General features: G+C 71.7%; 17 protein-coding genes. 10 read left to right on the top strand and 7 right to left on the bottom strand.

The genetic code is table 11. From position 1 onward, the window contains the following. Window positions 1-95: 95 nt before the first annotated feature. Window positions 96-1724, bottom strand: coding sequence for a DHA2 family efflux MFS transporter permease subunit (locus tag N798_RS09265; protein ID WP_035947959.1), 1629 nt, complete (start codon window positions 1722-1724; stop codon window positions 96-98). Window positions 1725-1871: 147 nt separating this feature from the next. On the opposite strand from N798_RS09265, the gene N798_RS09260 reads away from it, so the two are divergent. The 3 genes from N798_RS09260 (at window position 1872) to N798_RS09250 (ending at window position 6482) form a co-directional block, all read left to right on the top strand. Continuing rightward, on the top strand, window positions 1872-2993 hold the full coding sequence (locus N798_RS09260; RefSeq protein ID WP_035947957.1) for a GuaB3 family IMP dehydrogenase-related protein: 1122 nt from the start codon (window positions 1872-1874) through the stop codon (window positions 2991-2993). Between the two features lie 85 nt (window positions 2994-3078). Then, on the top strand, window positions 3079-4671 hold the full coding sequence (locus tag N798_RS09255; RefSeq protein WP_035947956.1) for a succinic semialdehyde dehydrogenase: 1593 nt from the start codon (window positions 3079-3081) through the stop codon (window positions 4669-4671). A gap of 29 nt (window positions 4672-4700) precedes the next feature. Next, window positions 4701-6482, top strand: a complete 1782-nt coding sequence (locus N798_RS09250) for a GMC oxidoreductase (protein WP_035947955.1) — start codon at window positions 4701-4703, stop codon at window positions 6480-6482. Window positions 6483-6526: 44 nt separating this feature from the next. On the opposite strand, the gene N798_RS09245 is transcribed toward N798_RS09250, so the two are convergent. After that, the gene (locus N798_RS09245) at window positions 6527-8320 is read right to left on the bottom strand and encodes an ABC transporter ATP-binding protein (protein ID WP_052117109.1); all 1794 of its coding nucleotides are present in this window, start codon (window positions 8318-8320) and stop codon (window positions 6527-6529) included. A 16-nt stretch (window positions 8321-8336) separates the two neighbouring features. Next, a complete protein-coding gene (locus tag N798_RS09240; protein WP_035947954.1) occupies window positions 8337-10100 on the bottom strand; it encodes an ABC transporter ATP-binding protein in 1764 nt (587 codons plus the stop codon). 105 nt (window positions 10101-10205) lie between these two features. Here N798_RS09240 and N798_RS09235 point away from each other — a divergent pair, with 105 nt between their 5' ends. The 5 genes from N798_RS09235 (at window position 10206) to asnB (ending at window position 16455) form a co-directional block, all read left to right on the top strand. Then, window positions 10206-10883 carry a UdgX family uracil-DNA binding protein gene (locus N798_RS09235; protein ID WP_229708573.1) on the top strand — a complete coding sequence of 226 codons (678 nt, stop codon included), beginning with the start codon at window positions 10206-10208 and terminating at the stop codon, window positions 10881-10883. Window positions 10884-10921: 38 nt separating this feature from the next. After that, entirely contained in the window at window positions 10922-11698 is a 777-nt protein-coding gene (locus tag N798_RS09230) for an SURF1 family protein (protein WP_035947953.1), read from the top strand. Between the two features lies 1 nt (window position 11699). After that, window positions 11700-12059 carry a DUF3817 domain-containing protein gene (locus tag N798_RS09225; RefSeq protein WP_052117115.1) on the top strand — a complete coding sequence of 120 codons (360 nt, stop codon included), beginning with the start codon at window positions 11700-11702 and terminating at the stop codon, window positions 12057-12059. A gap of 46 nt (window positions 12060-12105) precedes the next feature. Next, window positions 12106-13689, top strand: coding sequence for a glutamine-hydrolyzing GMP synthase (gene guaA / locus N798_RS09220; protein ID WP_035947952.1), 1584 nt, complete (start codon window positions 12106-12108; stop codon window positions 13687-13689). A gap of 90 nt (window positions 13690-13779) precedes the next feature. Continuing rightward, on the top strand, window positions 13780-16455 hold the full coding sequence (gene asnB, locus N798_RS09215; protein ID WP_035947951.1) for an asparagine synthase (glutamine-hydrolyzing): 2676 nt from the start codon (window positions 13780-13782) through the stop codon (window positions 16453-16455). Window positions 16456-16477: 22 nt separating this feature from the next. On the opposite strand, the gene N798_RS09210 is transcribed toward asnB, so the two are convergent. Both N798_RS09210 and N798_RS09205 read right to left on the bottom strand, forming a co-directional pair. Continuing rightward, window positions 16478-17533, bottom strand: coding sequence for a lysylphosphatidylglycerol synthase domain-containing protein (locus tag N798_RS09210; protein WP_035947949.1), 1056 nt, complete (start codon window positions 17531-17533; stop codon window positions 16478-16480). Further along, window positions 17530-18384, bottom strand: coding sequence for a PIG-L deacetylase family protein (locus tag N798_RS09205; RefSeq protein ID WP_052117107.1), 855 nt, complete (start codon window positions 18382-18384; stop codon window positions 17530-17532). Before N798_RS09205 ends, N798_RS09210 begins: the two co-directional genes overlap by 4 nt. Before the next feature lie 26 nt (window positions 18385-18410). Here N798_RS09205 and N798_RS09200 point away from each other — a divergent pair, with 26 nt between their 5' ends. Further along, window positions 18411-19556 carry a glycosyltransferase gene (locus N798_RS09200; protein WP_035948014.1) on the top strand — a complete coding sequence of 382 codons (1146 nt, stop codon included), beginning with the start codon at window positions 18411-18413 and terminating at the stop codon, window positions 19554-19556. Continuing rightward, window positions 19553-20236, top strand: a complete 684-nt coding sequence (locus N798_RS09195; protein WP_052117105.1) for an NUDIX hydrolase — start codon at window positions 19553-19555, stop codon at window positions 20234-20236. The genes N798_RS09200 and N798_RS09195 overlap by 4 nt, the downstream gene beginning before the upstream one ends. A gap of 4 nt (window positions 20237-20240) precedes the next feature. Here N798_RS09195 and N798_RS09190 read toward each other — a convergent pair whose 3' ends face one another. Continuing rightward, window positions 20241-20630 (bottom strand): hypothetical protein, encoded by a 390-nt coding sequence (locus N798_RS09190; RefSeq protein ID WP_035947948.1) that lies wholly within the window; start codon window positions 20628-20630, stop codon window positions 20241-20243. A 3-nt stretch (window positions 20631-20633) separates the two neighbouring features. Then, on the bottom strand, window positions 20634-21362 hold a 729-nt coding region (locus tag N798_RS18375; protein ID WP_035947947.1), incomplete at its 5' end, for a hypothetical protein.

Here is a 21362-nt window from a genome sequence, read left to right as displayed (position 1 = left end):
CAGAACAACTTATTGCCAGTTGTGGCGTCTGAGCCGGCGGCGAGCCGACCCGAGATGGGCCACAACTGGCAATAAGTCGGGGGTGGTGGTGACGGTCAGTGCAGGACGACCGGGGGAGCGACCTCGGCCGCATCCTCGTCGTCGAGCAGGTGGCTCTCCTCGTGCTTGCGCGGCAGGAAGGCCGCGGAGACGAGGGTGAAGGCGACCATGATCGCGGCGACGAGGAAGGTGTCACCGAAGACCTCGCCCATCGCGTTCTGGACGGCGCTCTGCAGGGCTGCCTGACCGGCTGCCACGTCGTTGCCGAAGCGGCCGAGGATCTCGCCGACGAGCGGGAACTGCTGGAGCAGCGACGGGTCGTTCGGGTTGGCCTTCGACGCCTCACCGAAGGCCGTGGCCTGCGAGACGAGGGCGTCGTTCTTGAGGCCGTTGGTGAGGACGACCGAGATGATCGCGACACCGATGGAGCTGGCGACCTGCTGGGTGATGTTGAGCAGCGTCGAGCCGCGGGCCACCTGATGCGCCGTGAGGGTCCTGAGCGCGGAGGTCATGAGCGGCATCATCGTCGCACCCATGCCGAGTCCCATGACGAACAGGACGGGGATGAGGTAGCCCCAGTAGGACGTGTCGCCGTCGACCCGGGTGAGGGCGAACATGCCCGCCGTGATCGTCGCGAGCCCGACGGGGACGATGCGACCGACCGGGAACTTGTCGGCGAGAGCACCGGCGATCGGCATCGTCAGCATGGCGCCGATGCCCTGCGGGGCGACGAGCAGGCCGGCGTCGAGCGCACCCTCGCCGCGCACCGTCTGCAGGTAGGTCGGCACGAGGAGCAGGCCGCCGAAGAAGGCGCCCGCGAAGATGAACATCGTGATGACCGACCACGTGAGGTTCTTGTTCTTGAACAGGCGCAGGTCGAGCAGCGGGTGCTCGGGCCTGAAGCTGTAGAAGACGAACGCGATGATCAGCGCGGTGCCGAGGCCGGCGAAGCCGATGACCTTGGGGGCGAAGAAGGACCCCTCGTCCGGGATCGAGGAGATGCCGTAGAGGAACGCGGCGAGACCCGGGCTCATGAGGAGCATGCCGACGAAGTCGAACGACTCGCTGGGCTCGGGGGCGTCCTTGGGCAGGGCCCACCAGGCGTAGGCGAGCGCGCCGAGGCCGAGCGGCAGGTTGATGAGGAAGATCCAGTGCCACGACACCGTGTCGATGAGCCAGCCGCCGAGGATCGGGCCACCGATGGGGCCGAGCAGCATCGGGATGCCGAGGATCGCCATGAGGCGGCCCATACGGGCCGGACCCGCGGCCTTCGTCATGATCGTCATGCCGAGCGGCATGAGCAGACCGCCGCCGAGGCCCTGGATGACGCGGAAGAGGATGAGCAGGTTGATGCTCGTCGCCGCGGCGCAGAGGACGGAGCCGATGGTGAAGAGGCCGAGGGCGAGCATGTAGAGGCGCTTGGTGCCGAAGCGGTCGGCCGCCCACCCGGTGAGCGGGATGACGGTGGCGAGAGCCAGCGTGTAGGCGGTGACGGTCCAGGCGACGGTGGAGTACGGCAGCGGGTCGTCGACGCCGGTGAACGTCGTCTGCAGCTCCGGCAGCGCGACGTTGACGACGGTGATGTCGAGGATCGACATGATGGCGCCGAGGACGACGACACCCGCGATCTTGAGGACGGCACCGTCGATCTTGTCGGGGTACTCGGTGTGGGCAGGGCTTGACACAGGCGTGTCTCCTCGAGGGCAAAGGGCAAAAATGTGGAAAGTCGGCTCCATTGCCGGCATGCGGGACGATCCGCACCCGTCATTGTGCTCCTCGCCCAACCATCGGCGCCAATCTGTTATTCCTGCCGACGTGGCTAGGCTGCGGGCGTGAACGAGATCGAGATCGGACGTGGCAAGCGGGCCAGGCGCGCATACTCCTTCGACGACATCGCCGTGGTGCCCTCGCGCCGCACGCGCGACCCCGAGGAGGTCTCCGTGGGGTGGCAGATCGACGCCTACCACTTCGACCTCCCGGTCATCGGCGCCCCGATGGACTCGGTGATGTCGCCCGAGACCGCGATCGCGTTCGGCAAGCACGGCGGCCTGCCCGTCCTCGACCTCGAGGGCCTGTGGACCCGCTACGAGGACCCGGCGCCGCTGCTCGCCGAGATCGCCACGCTCGAGCCGGCGCTCGCGACCGCGCGGATGCAGGAGATCTACCGCGCCGACATCGTCCCCGAGCTCATCGTCGAGCGTCTGCGCACGATCCGTGACGCGGGGGTGACGGTCGCCGGCGCGCTCACCCCGCAGCGCACCCAGCAGCTCTGGAAGACCGTCGTCGACGCCGGGGTGGACCTCTTCGTCATCCGCGGCACGACCGTCTCGGCCGAGCACGTCTCGGGCCGCGCCGAGCCGCTCAACCTCAAGCGCTTCATCTACGAGCTCGACGTGCCCGTCATCGTCGGCGGGGCCGCGTCCTACTCGGCCGCCCTGCACCTCATGCGCACCGGCGCGGCCGGCGTGCTCGTCGGCTTCGGCGGGGGAGCGGCGCACACGACCCGCCGCACCCTCGGCATCCACGCGCCGATGGCGTCGGCGATCGCCGACGTCGCCGCCGCCCGGCGCGACTACCTCGACGAGAGCGGCGGCCGCTACGTCCACGTCATCGCCGACGGAGGCGTCGGCACGAGCGGCGACATCGTCAAGGCCGTCGCGTGCGGTGCCGATGCCGTCATGCTCGGCGCGGCGCTCGCCCGCACGACCGAGGCGCCCGGGCGCGGGTACCACTGGGGCCCGGAGGCGCACCACCCCGAGCTGCCGCGTGGCGGGCGCGTCGAGGTCGGGGCCGTGGCCTCGCTCGAGGAGGTCCTCTTCGGGCCGAGCAGGGTCGCGGACGGCACGACCAACCTCGTCGGTGCGCTGCGCCGCGCGATGGCGACGACCGGCTACACCGAGCTCAAGGACTTCCAGCGGGTCGAGGTCGTCATCGCCCCCTACGAGGGCGGCTGACCGAGGGCCGAGACCCTCGGCGGTGGGGCGCAGGTCTCACCGTCGTCCCCTGTCCTGCGCGGCGCCGGGAGGTTACTCTCAGGTAATGGCCGACGTCATCGCAGACCCGGAGCTCGACCCCACCGCCACGTATGCCGTGGACCCGAGCCGTGCGCGCCGGCTCGCCTCCCACGTCGTCGCCGGTCCGGGTGCCGAGCAGCACGTGAGCTCGACCCCGATGACGGGCGCGCCGCTCGCGTCGCTGCCGGTGTCGACGGCACAGGACGTCGCGGTCGCGGTCGCGACCGCCCGGACCGCCCAGCGGGGGTGGGAGCGCACGCCGCTCTCGCACCGAGCGGGGATCCTGCTGCGGTTCCACGACCTCGTGCTCGACCGGCAGGTCGAGCTCCTCGACCTCATCCAGCTCGAGAGCGGCAAGACCCGCCACGACGCGTTCGCCGAGATCGCCGACACCGCCAACACGGCGCGGCACTATGCCCGGCGGGCCGCGTCCTACCTGCGCGACGAGCGCCCGATGGGTGTCTTCCCGGTGCTCACGCAGACCGTCGTGAGCCACCTGCCCAAGGGCGTCGTCGGCATCGTCTCGCCGTGGAACTTCCCGCTCATCCTCGCCATCACCGACGCCCTGCCGGCGCTCATGGCCGGCAATGCCGTCGTCCTGCGCCCGGACCAGCAGACCTCGCTCACGGCACTCGCCGCCCACGAGCTGCTCGTCGAGGCTGGACTGCCCGAGGGCGTGCTCCAGGTCGTGCTCGGCCCGGGCTCGTCGACCGGACAGGCGGTCGTCGACCAGACCGACTACGTCTGCTACACCGGCTCGACCCCGACCGGCCGCACCGTCGGCGTCGCGGCGGCACAGCGGCTCGTCGGCTTCAGCCTCGAGCTCGGCGGCAAGAACTCGATGTACGTCGCGGCCGACGCCGACGTGCCCAAGGCGGTCGCGGGGGCTCTGCGTGCGTGCTTCAGCGGCAGTGGCCAGGTCTGCATCAGCGCCGAGCGGCTCCTCGTGCACCGCGACGTCCACGCCGAGTTCGTCACCTCGTTCGTCGAGGCGGTCGAGTCACTGCGGCTCGGCACCGAGCTCGAATACGGCCCCGAGATGGGCTCGCTCGTCAACCAGGCGCAGCTCGACACCGTCACTCGCCACGTCGAGGACGCGCGCGCCAAGGGAGCGGTCGTCCTCACCGGGGGTCGCGCCCGCCCGGACGTCGGCCCGTTCGTCTACGAGCCGACCGTCCTCACCGGCGTCACGCCCGACATGGAGTGCCGCGACGGCGAGACCTTCGGACCGGTCGTGTCCGTCTACGAGGTCGGCTCCGACGAGGAGGCCGTCGCGCTCGCCAACGACACCGAGTACGGGCTCAATGCGTCGGTGTGGAGCCGCGACGTGCGGCGCGCCCGTCGCATCGCCTCGCGCATCCGCACGGGCACGGTCAACATCAACGACGCCTACATCCCTGCCTGGGCCAGCACCGGCGCGCCGATGGGCGGCATGAAGGCGTCGGGCGTCGGGCGGCGTCACGGCCGCGAGGGCATCCTCAAGTACACCGAGAGCCAGAACGTCACCGCGCAGCACGTCACCGGCCCGATGGCCGGACTGCCCGGCGTCTCGCAGGAGACCTACACCAAGGGCCTCACCCTCTGCCTGCGCGCGTTCAAGGCGCTGGGACTGCGTTGAGCCGCAACGGATACGACGACGGTCACGCCATGAGCACGCCGGAGACCGACGTCGACGTCGTGGTCATCGGGACCGGCTTCGGCGGGTCGGTCGCCGCGTTGCGCGCGGCCGAGAAGGGCTACTCGGTCCTCATGCTCGAGGCGGGTCGGCGCTTCGAGGACGAGGACTTCGCGACGACGTCGTGGGACGTGCGCAACTACCTCTGGGCGCCGAGGCTCGGCTGCTTCGGGGTCCAGCGCATCCACCGGCTGCCCGACGTCATGATCCTTGCGGGCGCGGGCGTCGGCGGTGGGTCGCTCAACTACGCGAACACGCTCTACGTCCCGCCGGAGGCGTTCTTCCGCGACCAGCAGTGGGGCCACATCACGGACTGGTCGTCCGAGCTGGCGTCGCACTACGAGACGGCGTCGGCGATGCTCGGCGTCGTCGAGAACCCGTGCGACGGACCGGTCGAGCAGATCTGGCGCGACACCGCCGCCGACATGGGCGTCCCCGAGACCTTCCGCAAGACACCCGTCGGCGTCTTCTTCGGCGAGCCCGGCGTCGAGGTCGACGACCCCTACTTCGGAGGCGCCGGCCCGCGCCGCACGGGCTGCACCCGGTGCGGCAACTGCATGGTGGGCTGCCGGCACGGTGCCAAGAACACCCTGCGCAAGAACTACCTCCACCTCGCCGAGGGCCGCGGTGTCGTCATCGAGCCGATGCGCACGGTGACCCGGCTGGGAGTCGTGCCGGGCACGGGCGGCGAGGGGACGGCATACGGGCAGGAGGTCTATCGCGTCCTCCACGAACGCACCGGTCCGACGCACGGACGCGACGAGCAGGTCGTCACGGCACGGCATGTCGTCGTCGCCGCAGGGACGTGGGGGACCCAGACCCTGCTCCATGCGATGCGCGACGAGGGCGAGCTGCCCCGGATCTCCGACCGGCTCGGGCACCTCACCCGCACCAACAGCGAGGCCCTGCTCGGAGCGATGACCGAGCACCCGCACCCCGAGGCGGGTCTCGCCGAGGGCATCGCGATCACGGCGTCGTTCCACCCCACCGAGGACACGCACGTCGAGAACGTCCGCTACGGCCCCGGCTCCAACGCGATGGGGCTGCTCACGACCCTCATGGTGCCCGGCGACACCCGGTGGCCCCGACCGGTCCAGTTCCTCATCGAGCTCGCGAAGCAGCCACAGGCGCTGCTCAGGCAGTTCCCGATGGCCAGGCGATGGAGCGAGCGCACCGTCATCGGCCTCGTCATGCAGACGCACGACAACTCGCTGCGCGTGTCCGGGCGCCGAGGCCTCCTCGGCCGGCGCCGGCTCACCTCCCAGCAGGGGCACGGCGAGCCGAACCCGAGCTTCATCAAGGAGGGGCACGACGCGATGCACGTCGTCGCCCGGCGGCTGCAGGACGTGACCGGCGACTACACCGTCGCCGGCGGCACGTGGGGCGAGGTCTTCGACGTCCCTCTCACAGCCCACTTCCTCGGCGGCGTCGCCATCGGCGAGAGCCCGACGAGCGGCGTCATCGACCCCTACCACCGCCTGTGGGGGCACCCCGGCATCTCCGTCGTCGACGGGTCCGCGGTCTCGGCGAACCTCGGCGTCAACCCTTCGCTGACGATTACGGCACAGGCCGAGCGCGCGATGTCGTTGTGGCCCAACCGCGGTGACCTCGACCCGCGTCCACAGCAGGGCGCCGACTACGAGCGGCTCGAGCCCGTGCCTGCCCGCAACCCCGCGGTGCACGAGGTGCGCGGAGTGCGGGCGGTCGACGGCACCGGGGTCGACCTCGGCATGCCGGTCCTGCGCACCGTCTGACGGCTGCCACCCGGTCGTCCGTGCAGCGGGTGGCACCCGTCGCCCTACCCTTCGTCGCGCCAGGCGCGCCAGAGCGCGGCATAGGCGCCGTCGCGCGCGATGAGCTCGTCGTGGGTGCCGAGCTCGGTGATCCGTCCGTTGTCGACGACGCAGACCCGGTCGGCGTCGTATGCCGTGTGCAGCCGGTGCGCGATCGCGACCACCGTGCGCCCCCGGGTCACCGCCGCGAGCGAGCGCTCGAGGTGGCGCGCGGCGCGCGGATCGAGAAGCGAGGTCGCCTCGTCGAGGACGAGGGTGTGAGGGTCGGCGAGGACGAGCCGGGCGAGCGCCAGCTGCTGGGCCTGGGCCTCACTCAGCTCGTGACCGCCGGAGCCGACCGTGGTGTCGAGGCCGTCGGGCAGGGCACGCACCCAGCCGGCAGCGTCGACCGCCGCGAGCGCGGCATACATGTCGTCCTCGGTGGCCTCCGGTCGCGGGAGGCGCAGGTTGTCACCGACGGTGCCGACGAAGACGTGGTGCTCCTGGGTGACGAGGGCGACCTCGCCGCGCAGTGCCGACAGCGGGAGGTCGACGAGCGGAACGCCGCCGACGGTGACCCGGCCGGTGCGCGGCCCGTCGATGCCCGCCATGAGCCGGCCGAGCGTCGACTTGCCCGCGCCGGACGGCCCCACGATGGCCAGGCGCTCGCCCGGGCGCAGGGTCAGCGAGACGCCGTGCAGGACGTCGCGGCCCTCGCGGTAGGAGTAGCGGACGTCCTCGACCTCGATGGTCTCGCCCCGCGGCTCCTCGCCCGTGGCGATGCGGTCGGGCGGCACCTCGCCGACGCCGAGCACGCGGGCGAGGGACGTCGCAGCGAACTGGATCTCGTCGAGCCAGCTGATGAGGTCTCCGAGCGGGTCGAGCATCTGCTGGATGTAGAGCGTGACGGCGGTGGCGGCGCCGATCGAGATGTGACCGTTCCACGCGAGCCACCCGCCCCAGAGCACCGAGACGGCGACGGGGAGGAAGAAGCCGATCTCGAGCCACGGGAACCACCGCAGGCGCAGGCCGACGCCGACCCGCTCGGCGCGGCCGGCCTCGTCGAGGGCCTCGTCGAACCGTGCGGCGCGCTCGGCCGAGAGCCCGAGGTTGTCCATCGTCCGGAGGCCGTCGATCGTCTCGGCGCCGACTGAGTTGAGCCGCGCGTAGCTCGCGTGCTCCCAGAGGTAGACCCGTCCCGCGCGCTTGAGGTACCACCGGGTCGAGGGGACGTGGAGCACGAGCGGGGTGAGCAGCGCCAGCGCCGCCAGCGGCGAGGTGAGCACGGCCGCGACGACCGTCGCCGTCACCGACATGACCGACACGACGATCGCCGGGATGCCGAACCTGATGACGTGCGTCATCGCGTCGATGTCGTTCGTCGTGCGTGCGACGAGGTCACCGGTGCCGGCGCGCTCGAGCGTCGAGAGCGGCAGGCGCACGGCGTCGCGGACGAAGTCCTCGCGCAGCCGGGCGAACACGTGCTCGGAGAGGATGAACGCCGCCCGCCGCGCGAACCAGGTGAGCACCGTTTGGGCGAGGATCGCGGCGACGAGGACCGCGATGAGCACGTCGATCCGCTGCAGGCTCGCCGCACGCGGACCGGAGCGGGTCACCTCCTCGACGACCTGCCCGACGACCCACGGGCCGACGAGCCCCACGAGCGCGGCCAGGCCGTGCAGCGCGAGGACGACGAGCAGCGGACGGCGGTGGTCGCGCAGCAGCACGCGCGTGTGTGCGACCACCATCTGCCGGCTCGCGATGGGCAGCGACCGCTTGGCGTGGTCGGTCTCGCCGAGCTGCTGGAGGATCGGGGTCATCGGTCGCTCCTCCTCATCACTCTTCCTCCACTTCGCGCAGCACGACGCGTCTGTATGCCGGTGAGCCGTGCACGAGGTCGCGGTGCGTCCCGATCGTGGTCACCTGTCCGTCCTCGACGAGGAGGACCCGGTCGGCGCGGTCGAGCAGGAGTGGGCTGGCCGTGACGACGACGGTCGTGGAACCGCTGCGGTGCTTGGGGATGCGCTCGGCGATGCGCGCCTCGGTGTGCGCGTCCACGGCGCTCGTCGGCTCGACGAGGACGAGGACCTCGGGGTCGCGCAGCAGCGCGCGGACGAGGGCGAGCCGCTGGCGCTGGCCGCCCGACAGCGAGCGTCCGCGCTCCTCGAGCTCACCGTCGAGGCCGCCGTCGATCGACTCCACCGCGTCCATCGCGTCGGCGGTGTGCAGCGCGGCGAGCAGCGCGTCGTCGTCGGGCTGGTCAAGCGCGCCGAGTTCGCGGCGGACCGGGCCGCTGAAGAGGTGCGGGTCGGCCTGCGACACGACGATCGTGCGCCGCACGTCCTCGATGGGCACGTCGTCGAGGACGACGCCGGCCCAGGTGACGCCGTGCCGCCCGGGCACGGTGCGGCCGAGGCGCGCGGCGATCGCCGCCGACTCCTCCGGCCGGGCTGAGACGATGGCGGTGAGCTCGCCCGGCACGATCCGCACCCCGGACTCAGGGTCGACGAGCTCACCCGTGCGCAACTCGCCGATTCCCCTCGTGCGGTCCGGCGCCCCCGTGCACAACGAGGGAATTGGCGAGTTGTGCACGGGGTGGTCGGGCTCGGCGGCGAGGATCGAGACGAGCCGCCGGGCCATGACCCGCGACGTGATGAGCTTGTTGACGAACTCGGTCGCTGTGCGCAGCGGCATCGTGAGGAACGCCGTGTAGCCGTAGAACGCGACGAGCTGCCCGGGCGAGATGTCGCCGGCCACCGCGAGGTGGGCCCCCAGTCCTGTCACGACGACGACGAAGACGCCCGGCAGCAGCACCTGCGACGCGTCGAGCAACGCCTGCACACCCGAGAGCCGCACACCGGCGGCGCGCACGCGACCGGACTGGCCGGCATACCGGCTGAGGAAGGTCTCCTCACCTCCGACGCCGCGCAGGACGCGGAGACCCGTGACGGTGTCGGCGCCGAGCGCGGTGAGCTCGCCGGACTCGGTGCGCTGCGCCTCCTGCCGCTTCTGGAGCGGCCGCATGACGAAGGCGAGCGAGGCAAGGAGCAGGGGGCCGCCGACGAGCATGACGAGCCCGAGCAGCACCGAGCCGCTGAGCAGGATGACGGACACGACGACGAAGCTCGCGATCGCACCGGCGAACCGCGCCGACACGTCGAAGACGTTGCCGACCTTCCAGAAGTCATTGGCGAAGGCGGTGAGCACCTCGCCGGCCGGCTTCTCGCGGGTCAGCGCCGGACCGGCGCGACGGACCGCGCGCTCGGTGACGATCGCCGACCGGAAGGCGGCGAAGAGCCAGTTGCGCACCGCGAACCAGTGCCGCAGGTTGGTCGTCGCCGCGCTGACGAGCCCCATGCCGAGGATGACCGCCGACCAGAGCACGAGCGCCCGGCCGTCGCGCGCGACGAGCCCGTCGTCGATGGCCTTGCCGATCGCGGCCGGCACGAGGGCGATCGAGAGCATCCACGGGATGCCGAACGCCGCGCCTCCGACGATGGTGCGCCACTGTCGCCGGACGAGCCAGAGGAGGAGGCGGTCGGCGTCGTGTGGGGGAGTGGCCTCGTCGGGGAGCGCGTAGGGCCAGGGTGTCGTCGGCATGTCCCCTCCACGGTAGGAGCCGGCACCGACGCCGAGCCACCGAGTTTCCGGCGCGCGGCGTTTGTCCTTGGCGGCGCCGGGTAGGTGCGAGCGACGAGTCGCGAGGTGTCAGGAGACGTGGTGTCGGCAGCGGACGGTCGGGCGCGACCCGGCGACTGGCCGGGAGCGTCGGAGTGGGTGCCGCGGGGACGGTCGGTCGCCGCCCTGGCCGACGCGGCCCAGCGGTGCCGCGGGTGCGACCTCTTCCGCGACACGACGCAGGCCGTCATGGGATCAGGTCCGGCTGACGCGGAGCTCGTCCTCGTCGGTGAGCAGCCGGGGGACCGGGAGGACGTCGAGGGCGAGCCGTTCGTCGGCCCCGCCGGCAGGCTGCTCGACGCGGCACTGACGGAGGCCGGGCTGGACCCCTCGGCGGTCTACCGGACCAACGTCGTCAAGCACTTCCGTCACACCGACCGGGGTGGCAAGCGCATCCACAAGTCCCCTGCCCGTTGGCAGGTGGCGAAGTGCGAGCCGTGGCTGCTCGCCGAGCTCGACCGGGTGCGGCCACGGGGGGCCGTGCTGCTGGGCGCGACCGCCGGCCAGGAGGCCTTCGGCGCGACCTTCCGCGTTGGGGAGAGTCGGGGTCGGTGGTTGCCGTGGCCGCAGGCGTGGCCCGCGCACCGCGGGGAGTTCACTCTCGCGACGCCGCATCCGGCGTCGGTGCTGCGCTCGCGTCGGCGGGACGAGGACCTCGCCGCGCTCGTCGCCGACCTGCGCGTGGCAGCCGAGCTGCTGACCTGACCAGCACGACTCTCAGGACCCTTGTCTACGCTCGTCGGGTGCTCCGGACCGCGACCAAGCCCCGCAACCTCGCGCTGCTCGCGGTCGCCGTCCTCGTCGTCATCGCCTTCGTCCAGCTCGGCCGGTGGCAGCTGGGGGTCGCCGAGGACGAGGCGCTGCGCGAGTCGCTCGAACGGGCCCGCTCCCAGCAGCCGGTCGCCGTCGAGACCGTCCTGCGTCCCCACTCCGACTTCCCCGGGGAGCTGAGCACCCGCCCGGTCACCGCGACCGGGGAGTTCGGGACCGACCAGGTCGTCGTCGCCAACCGGCGGCTGGACGGGCGCACAGGCTTCTGGGTCGTCGCGCCGCTGCGGGTCGCGTCCACGGGCGCGACCCTGCCGGTGCTGCGCGGCTTCGTCACCTCGCCGTCGGACCTGCCGCCGGTCCCGTCGGGCTCCGTCACCGTCACGGGTGGGCTGGCTCCGCCCGAGTCCCCGTATGCCGGCCAGGCACCTCCCGAGGGCCAGCTCGGCTCGGTCGACACCTCGGTGCTCGTGGGGCGCTGGCCGGGCGACCTCTACAACGCGTTCGTCTTCCAGCAGGAGGAGTCGCCGGCCGCGCCGCCGACCACGCTCGGCTCGATGGAACGGGTGCCGACCCCGTCGGGTGAGACGGGCTTCAAGTGGCGCAACGCGGCATACGCGTTCCAGTGGTGGGCCTTCGCGCTCTTCGCGCTCTACATGTGGTGGCGGATCGTGCGTGACGAGAAGCGCGACGACGACGAGGCCGCTGCCGAGGTGCTCGAGGCGAGCGGCGACAATGGTGCGCGTGAGTGACGTGAGCCAGACCAGCACGCAGCGCGAGATCCGGGACGAGACGGCGGCGCGCAAGGCGCTGACCTTCTTCAAGGTCATGGCGTTCATCGTCGGCGTCGGCCTGCTCGTGCTCGTCGTCGAGATGGTGCTCGAGTACGCGACGTCGATGAGCGGCGACCAGAACCCGCTCAAGTGGTGGCCGCAGCCCCACGGCTTCATCTACATGGTCTATCTCGTCGCCACCGCCAACCTGGGTTTCAAGGTGGGCTGGTCGCTGCCGAGGATGGTCGGCGTCATGCTCGCCGGTTGCGTGCCCTTCCTCTCGTTCTGGGTCGAGCGCCGCGTCGCCGCCGAGGTCGAGGGCCGCCTGGCCGCCCACTGACCGACGGCCCGACCGTGGCGTCCGGCGCCGCCGGTAGCCTGTCTGCGTGAGCGAGACCCCCCACCTGTCCGACCGCCCGGTGCTCGTCGTCGACTTCGGCGCCCAGTACGCCCAGCTCATCGCGCGCCGCGTGCGCGAGGCCAACGTCTTCAGCGAGGTCGTCCCCTCGACGATGGCGGCGAGCGAGATGCTCGCCAAGGAGCCGGCGGCGATCATCCTCTCCGGCGGGCCGAGCTCGGTCTACGAGGAGGGAGCGCCGAGCCTCGACCCGTCGCTGCTCGAGGCCGGGGTGCCGGTCTTCGGCATGTGCTACGGCTTCCAGGCGATGGTCCAGGCGCTGGGCGGCACCGTCGAGCGGACCGGTCTGGGTGAGTACGGCTCGACCCCCGCGCAGGTCTCCGACACCGAGTCGACCCTCTTCAACGGCCAGCCCTCAGACCAGTCGGTGTGGATGAGCCACGGTGACGCCGCGACGGCCGCGCCCGAGGGCATGCGGGTCACGGCGACGACGTCCGGCGCGCCGGTCGCCGCCTTCGAGGACGACGAGCGCCGGCTCTACGGCGTGCAGTGGCACCCCGAGGTCATGCACTCGACCTTCGGCCAGCGGGTGCTCGAGAACTTCCTCCTGCGCGGAGCGGGCCTCTCCGGCGACTGGACGGCGCACAACGTCGTCGAGTCGCTCGTCGAGCAGGTCAAGGAGACCGTCGGCGACAAGCACGTGCTGTGCGCGCTGTCGGGCGGCGTCGACTCGTCGGTCGCCGCGGCGCTCGTGCAGCGGGCCGTGGGTGACCAGCTCACCTGCGTCTTCGTCGACCACGGGCTTCTGCGCTCCGGCGAGGCCGAGCAGGTCGAGAAGGAGTTCGTCGAGGCGACCGGGGTCGACCTCGTCGTCGTCGACGCCAAGGAGCAGTTCCTGAACGCCCTCGCCGGGGTCTCGGACCCCGAGGAGAAGCGCAAGATCATCGGGCGCGAGTTCATCCGCGTCTTCGAGCAGGCGGCCCGCGACGTCGTCGGCTCGGCCGAGCGCGACGGCCACCCGGTCGAGTTCCTCGTGCAGGGCACCCTCTATCCCGACGTCGTCGAGTCCGGCGGGGGCACGGGCACGGCCAACATCAAGTCCCACCACAACGTCGGCGGCCTGCCCGACGACCTCCAGTTCACGCTCATCGAGCCGCTGCGCCTCCTCTTCAAGGACGAGGTGCGCCAGGTCGGCCTCGAGCTCGGTGTGCCCGAGGGCATCGTCTGGCGCCAGCCCTTCCCGGGCCCCGGCCTCGGCATCCGCATCGTCGGCGAGGTGACGGCGGAGCGGCTCGACATCCTGCGCGCCGCCGACCAGATCGCCCGCCACGAGCTCACCGCGGCCGGGCTCGACCGAGAGATCTGGCAGTGCCCGGTCGTGCTGCTCGCCGACGTCCGCTCTGTCGGCGTCCAGGGCGACGGCCGCACCTACGGCCACCCCGTCGTGCTGCGGCCCGTGTCGTCCGAGGACGCGATGACGGCGGACTGGACGCGCGTCCCCTATGACGTGCTCGCCAAGATCTCGACCCGCATCACCAACGAGGTGCGCGAGGTCAACCGGGTCGTGCTCGACGTCACGAGCAAGCCGCCGGGCACCATCGAGTGGGAGTGACCGCGACGCCACCTCGCGCCGTGTCGTGCGGGTGAGCGGACGGCATACCCTTGACCGGATCCCCTGACGAGAACTGAGGACCCCTGACACATGTGCGGCATCGCGGGCTACTACGGACTTCCGGCGGACGAGGCTCTCCTCGCCACGATGAACGACTGCCAGCAGCACCGAGGTCCCGACGGCGACGGGCTCTTCGTCGAGGGACCGTGCGGACTCGCGCACCGGCGGCTGTCGATCATCGACGTCGCGCACGGGCAGCAGCCCATGGCGACGGCCGACGGGCGCTACACGATCGCCTACAACGGCGAGGTCTACAACTACCTCGACCTGCGGGCCGAGCTCGAGGGCCTCGGCCGCACGTTCGAGACCGACAGCGACACCGAGGTCGTCCTCCAGGCGTTCGCGCAGTGGGGCGGCGAGGCGTTCGACCGCTTCAACGGCATGTTCGGCCTCGCCATCTGGGACCGCGACGAGCAGCGGCTCACCCTCGCGCGCGACCACTTCGGCATCAAGCCCGTCTACGTATGCCGGGTGCCCGCCTCCGACGGCGACGTCACCGGAGAGGCCCTGCTCTTCTCCAGCGAGATCCGCCCGATCCTCGCCAGCGGGCTCTACGAGAAGAAGCCCAACGAGCGCTCGATCTACCGCTACCTGCGCTTCCGCGCCCACGAGGACGGCACGGAGACGTTCTTCGACGGCATCGAGCGGCTCCAGCCCGGCGAGATGCTCGAGGCCGACGCCGACGGCATCCGGCGCTCGATGTTCACCCGCCTGCGCGAGGAGCTCGCCGAGCTCGCGCTCGAGCAGCGCCCCTACGACGACGCCGCCGCGGCCGAGTACAAGGAGCGCTTCGTCGAGGCCGTGCGGCTCCGTCTCCAGTCCGAGGTCCCCGTCGGCACGTCGCTCTCGGGCGGCCTCGACAGCTCGGCCGTCGCCGTCGTCATCAACCAGCTCATCAACGAGGGCGACGAGCGCACCCGGTCGGTCGGCGTGCAGCAGAACACCTTCAGCGCCGTCTTCCCGAACTCGATCAACGACGAGGAGCAGTACGTCGACGCCGTCCTCGACATCTGCAAGGGGCACGTCGACGGCCACAAGATCCTCCCGACCGCCGACGAGTTCAAGGCCGACCTGCGCGACTTCGTGCGCACCCAGGAGGAGCCGCTCATCTCCAGCGGCCCCTACGCGCAGTACCAGGTGATGCGCGAGGCCACCAAGCACGTCACGGTCCTCCTCGACGGTCAGGGCGCCGACGAGATGATGGCCGGCTACATCCCCTACTACGCCGTCTACCTCCGCCAGCTGCGGGCGCAGGGCGCCAAGGTCGCCGCCGCCGAGCTGAGCAAGAGCCTCGACGTCCTCTTCCGCCTCGGCCGCTTCCGCGTCAAGGCCAAGCTCAAGGGCCGCAAGGACGTGCCGGTGACCTCGCTGCTCAAGCGCGACTTCACCTCGCAGTTCACCGACGAGCGCTTCCCCGTGGAGCAGTCGAACCTCAAGAAGCGGCTCATCGAGGACCTCTTCCACAACAGCCTGCCGAGCCTGCTGCGCTACGAGGACAAGAACACGATGCGGTTCTCGCTCGAGGGGCGCGTGCCGTTCCTCGACAAGGAGGTCGTGAAGTTCATCTTCAGCCTCACCGACGAGGCGATCATCAAGGACGGCTGGAACAAGCGCATCCTGCGCGACGCGACCCGCGGCCTGCTGCCCGAGTCAATCAACCGCCGCCGCAACAAGATCGGCTTCACGACGCCGCAGTCCGAGTGGTTCATGCGGCTCAAGAACCACTTCTACTCGATCTTCCTCAGCGAGTCCTTCGCCAACCGTCCGTACTTCGAGCAGACCGAGGTGCTCCACGCCTTCGAGGGCTGGATCAAGGGCAGCAACAACGCCGACACGATGATGTTCTGGCGCTTCCTCAACCTCGAGCTGTGGCTCCAGGAGTTCTTCGACGAGGCCCCGCAGGAGGAGAAGGCGCAGGTCCAGGCGGCGCCGAAGTCCGACCTCGAGCCCAACGCCGGCAAGGCCCTCGACATCACGACCGAGCGCGGCGAGACCGTGCGCCGCTACCCGCTGCGCACCGATCTCTTCGCCGCCGACGACGACCTCGACGCCAAGGTGCTGCCGCGCATCGAGGAGTTCTTCGCGACCCTGCCCCAGGGCGGGCCCGAGCACGACGCCGCGACGAAGGGCCGCTGGTACCTCTTCATCTCCGAGAAGATCATCGCCATCACGCAGGGGCGGTCGTACTTCATCTGGGACATCAAGGTCGGCAAGCCGGCGCGCATCCTGTCGAAGTACGTCACCCGCACCCCGGCCGGCATCGGCCTCGGCTCACCGTTCACGATGCAGCTCGCCATCGAGGAGGCAGGCCTCCCGCGCGTCCTCTACGCCGCCGCCGGCGGTGCCGTGGGCAAGGCGATCGGGCGCAAGGGCCTCTTCTACGAGCTCGTTGGCAACGACATCCGCGCCATCGACGGCCCGACCGAGTACAGCGCCTACCCGTCGAACGTCTCGGCCAAGCTGGCGCCCAAGGACCCCGACCGGGTGGCCGCGCGGCTGTCGCGCGCGATCCGCGACCGGGTGCCGACGGCATACCAGGACCAGTTCGCCGGGACGATCGTCATGGACGCCAACGACATCGGCCGCAACGTCCTCGGCAGCGACGTCCCCGGCGACAAGACCCGGTTCGAGGAGATGTTCGCCGACAACCCGCTGGGCCAGGGCAGCGAGCAGACCCCGATGGCGCTCGTCTTCGTCCAGGACTGAGCTCGACCCCGGCAACGTCGGCTCAGGGGGTGACGGCCCGGGCGGGCTCGTCCTCGTCCTCGCCGGAGGCGCCCTTGACCCGCGGGCTCATCGACCACGCGAGCCACCCGAGCGCGCCGAGGGGCACCTCCATGAGGTGCGTGAAGATCGAGAAGAGGAAGATGCCGGCGGCCGCGGCCTCCGGTGGGGCGCCCCAGCCGACGAGCGCCGCGACCGAGGCGATCTCGGTGACGCCGACACCACCCGGCGTGACTCCCACCGCCGTGAGCAGGCGCCCGATGGCGAACGCCGCGAAGAGGATCCCCAGCGGCAGCATGTCGACGCCGACGGTCCGCATGATGAGGACGAAGAGCAGGTAGTAGAAGCCGAAGAACCCGATCATCCCGAGCGTCATCTGCACCCAGCCGGTGCGGACGACCTCGTTGATCCGGCCGCGCATGTCGTGGACGAGCTCGCTCACGCTCATCGTGCGCTTGCGCCGGCGGAAGAGCGGGCCCAGCACCCGGTCGAGCCCGCGCCCGATGCTCTGGGCCGCCCGTTCGCTCGCGAGGATCGCGACGAACGCGGCGAAGATGGCCAACCCCGAGATCGTGGCTGCCCAGGCCGCGCTCGTGAGCGACCTCGGCAGGCCGTCGTTGCCGAACCAGAGCATGACGATGGCGACGATCGGCAGCGCGATCCGGGCGAGGGTGTTCCACACGCCGGTGACGATGGCGGAGGTCGACACGTCGCGGTTCCTGAAGCCCCACGACCGGAGGATCGTGTAGGTCGCCGCGAGCCCCACCGCCCCGCCACCGGGGAGGAGGTTGCTCACCGACGAGCCGCAGATGTTGACGATGAAGGCGCGCCACTGGCTCAGGCCGGGCAGCGACCCGGTGAAGGTGAACGTGTAGCAACCGAGGCCGAGCAGGACGAGCCCGAGGAACCCGAGGGACTCCACGACGGTCACCCGCTGGAGCTGGTCGAAGACCTCACCCCACGTCGTCTTGGCGACCTTGGGGAAGCCCCAGCCCAGCAGGGCGGCGGCGAGACCCAGCCCGATGACGGCACGCAGGAGCTGCTTCGCGCGCGGACTCATGCCAGCCCCTCGAAGACGTCGGTCCGTATGCCGTCCGCACCCGTCCCGTTGCCGCCGCGCCCCACGCTCGGGTCGCGGAACCACTCGCGCCCGAAGACGAGGTCGAAGAGCGGGCGCGGGATCCTCAGGAACGCGGCGAGAGTCCTGTCCCCGCTCTGCGAGCCGTCGTTGGAGGCCTGAGAGGCGTGGGCGCGCATCGACGCGCGCTTGGCGGCGATGTGACGGCGGACGTCGACGCGGTGGGTGATGTCGGCCCGTGCGGTGAAGGCCCGCTCGAAGCTCGTCGGGTCGAACTCCTTCGGGAAGGGATAGACCTTGGCCGCGAGCCGCACGGCCCGGGCGATGGTGTCCCGCGGGACGGTGGCCTCGAGCACCCGCTGGGTGCCGGCGATCTCGGCGGCCCGGGCGCCGACCTCGTGCACGCGCACGTGGTCGCGGTGCCCGTAGCCACCGGCGGCGTCGTAGGTGAGGAGGACGTCGGCGCGCTCGGTCGTGAGGACGGCGGCGAGGCGCTCGGCGGCCTCCTCGACCGGGGCCCGGCAGAAGCGCACCCGCCCGGGCGGGTTCTCGGGCACCGGGCCGTCGTGCCCGGAGTCGGCGTAGCCCAGCCACTCGACGCGGTCGACCCCGAGGACCTCGGCGGAGGCGCGGGTCTCGTCGAGCCGGGTCGCGGCGAGGTCGCCGTCGGTGCGGAAGTCGTCGGACGCGAGGCCCAGGGCGCCGTCGGTCGCGACCACGAGGACGACGCGGTGCCCCTGCGCTGCAGCCTTGGCCATGGTGCCGGAGGTGAGGAGGGCCTCGTCGTCGGGATGGGCGTGGAAGGCCACGAGCGTGCGAGTCATCGCGTCCATCCTGACGCATGGCAGGCTGGTCTCTCGTGAGGATCGCCCTTTTGTCGGACTGCTACCTGCCGCGCGTCGGCGGGATCGAGGTCCAGGTGCACGACCTCGCGCACCGGCTCGCCGCGGCCGGGCACGAGGTCGAGGTCGTCACCGCGACCGCAGGCGACACCCGAGAGCACTCGACGACCTCGTCCGGGGGCGTCACCGTCCACCGCCTCCCGCTGCGCGTGCCGGGGGCGCCGCCGGTGAACCCGTTCGTCAAGGACGAGGTCGCCGCCCTCCTCCGCCACGGCCGCTTCGACGTCGCGCACGCGCACATGGGCGTCGTGAGCCCCTTCGCCACGGACATGGTCGGCGTCGCGCTCGGCGCCGGTCTGCCGACGGCGACGACCTGGCACTGCGTCCTCGACCGCAGCATCCCGGTCTTCCGGCTGCTCGGCCACGCGCGCCGTTGGCACGACGCCGGGGTCGCCCTGTCGGCGGTGTCGGCGATGGCCGCCGAGCGGGTGGGCGAGGTCGCCGGCACGACGGACGTGCACGTCCTCGGCAACGGCATCGACGTCGACCACTGGCGGCCACCGCAGGACCTCGGCACGCAGCGACCCGACGACGGCGTCGTGCGCGTCGTCAGCGCGCTGCGCTTCGTCCGGCGCAAGCGACCCGGCGCCCTCGTCCACGTGCTGCGCGGGGCCCGCGAGCGGCTCCACACCCTGGCGCCCGGCGCGCGCCTCGAGGCCCACCTCATCGGTGACGGACCTCAGCGGCGGCTCGTGCGGGCGGAGCTCGACCGCCACGGCGTCGACTGGGTGCACACGCCGGGACGCCTCGACCGCGACGCCCTGCGTGACCTGCACTGGCGCAGCGACGCCTACCTCACGACCGCACGGCTCGAGGCCTTCGGCATCGCGGCCCTCGAGGCGCGCACCGCGGGTCTCGCGGTCCTGGCCCGGAAGGGCACAGGGGTCGACGACTTCGTCGAGGACGGGCGCGACGGCATACTCCGCTCGTCCGACGCGGGTCTCGCGACGGCCCTCGCGGAGCTCGCTGCCCACCCCGAGGAGCTGGCGCGGCTGCGGGCCCACAACCTCGGGACGTCGCCCGCGCAGTCCTGGGAGCGCGTCGTCGACGCGACGCTCGACGAGTACGCCCGGGCACGGTCCCTCCACGAGGCCGCCCGGTGATCGCCGTCGTCGCACTCCACGCGGGGGAGGAGGTGGCCCGCTTCGAGCTCGGGCACGGCACGGACCCCGCGACGGAGCTCGCCGCGCTCGGCTGGGCCGGCTCACCGCTGTCCGCCGTCCGCAGCACGTCCGACGACCTCGAGATCCGGTATGCCGTCCAACGCCTCCGCGACGACGTCACCGCCGCCACCGGTCCGAGTGTGCCGCGCGACGACGGGCTCACGGAGGTCGACGTCGCGAACGCCGTTCCCTACCAACGCATCGCGGCATATGCCGTCGTGCGCAGCAGCCGGGGTGTGCTCCTCACCGAGCTCTCCGAACGGACCAACGCGGCCGGTCTGTGGAACCTGCCCGGCGGGGGTCTCGACCCGGGTGAGCAGCCAGTCGACGCCGTCGTCCGCGAGGTCCACGAGGAGACCGGCCAGCGGGTGACCGACGTGCGGCTCCTCACGGTGCTCACGCGGCACTGGGTCGGCCGGGCGCCGAGCGGACGGGTCGAGGACTTCCACGCGGTGCGGCTCTTCCACACCGCGGCCTGTCACGAGCCGACCGACCCCGTCGTGCTCGACGTGGGTGGCTCGACCTCGGCGGCCCGGTGGGTGACGGAGACCGAGCTCGCGAGCCTGCCGCTCGCGAGCTCGGTCCCCGATGCGCTCGCCGTCGCCGGCGAACCCGCGTGAGTCCTCAGCCCCTGTACCGCTGACCACGCAGGCCCGCCAGCCCGAGGACGACGAGCAGGACGCCGGCGCCCACCACGGCGACGGGTCCGACGACACCCCAGGGGATGTCGAGATCGGTGGCCTGCGCGACGAGCACCGCGATGACGGTGAGCAGGCCGAGGAGGCCGACGACGGAGGTCGTCGGGGCCGGGCCCGACTTGAACTCGGGCGTGGACCGGTGCACCTCGTAGGGCGACCACGGTGCGTTCGTCGACGCCGACGCCGACGCCGCCGGCGTCGAGGTGGCGGAGGCGTCCTCGGTGGTGCGGGAGTCCTCGTTGGTGCCGGAGTCCTTGTCGGCGCCGGACTCGTCGAGGAGGGTCTCGATGCGGGTCGTGTCGTCGTGCCGGCTCATGGGTCAGCCCTCCTGGATGGTGATCTGGCCGACGGTGATGTCGGCGCGGATGATGACGTCGGGCGCGCCGGTGCCGAGGTCGAGGCTCAGCGTCTCGCTCGGTCCGTCGTTGCGCCCGTCGTCGCGGTTCGAGAAGCCCTCGGGCAGGTTGCCGACGACACGGACCTCGCCGAACTCGGCCTTGGCCCGGATCTGGGCGTTGGCGCCGGCGGGGACGAGGATCGTCATCTCACCCGCGCCCTGCTCGATGTCGAGGTCCTGCGGCGCGACCGCGGGGTCCGGCACGGGCACCGAGCCCCCGGACGAGGTGGGCCGGGCCGCGATCGAGGCGAAGAGCGGACGGAGGTCGACCGTCGTGCGCCCGACGCTGTGGTCGAACTCCTGCGGGGTCGTCGAGGCTGACGGGGTCCAGGTCCGGACGCCGCGGTCGCCCTCCCACGAGCTCTCGACGATGCCGGCCGTGCCGACACCGAGGCCGAGGATCGCGACGAGCGTGGCCGAGAGGAGGCTGCGTCGTCCGGTGAGGCCGATGATCATCGTCGCGAGGGAGGCCGCGCCGAGGGCGAGGACGCCGCCGAAGAGCTCCTGCGAGCCGGGGAAGCCGACCGGGCCGTCGAGCATGAGCCCGGCGCCGTAGCCGACGGCCGCGAGGCCCAGGACGAGGGCGAACCCGGCGAAGCCGGCGGTGCGGCGACGCGGACGCGGCGGGGGCGGGGGTGCGAGCGGCACGTG

Source organism: Knoellia flava TL1 (assembly GCF_000768675.1).
GTDB classification, from domain to species: Bacteria; Actinomycetota; Actinomycetes; order Actinomycetales; family Dermatophilaceae; genus Knoellia; species Knoellia flava.
This window is presented reverse-complemented; position numbering and strand designations above follow the sequence as displayed.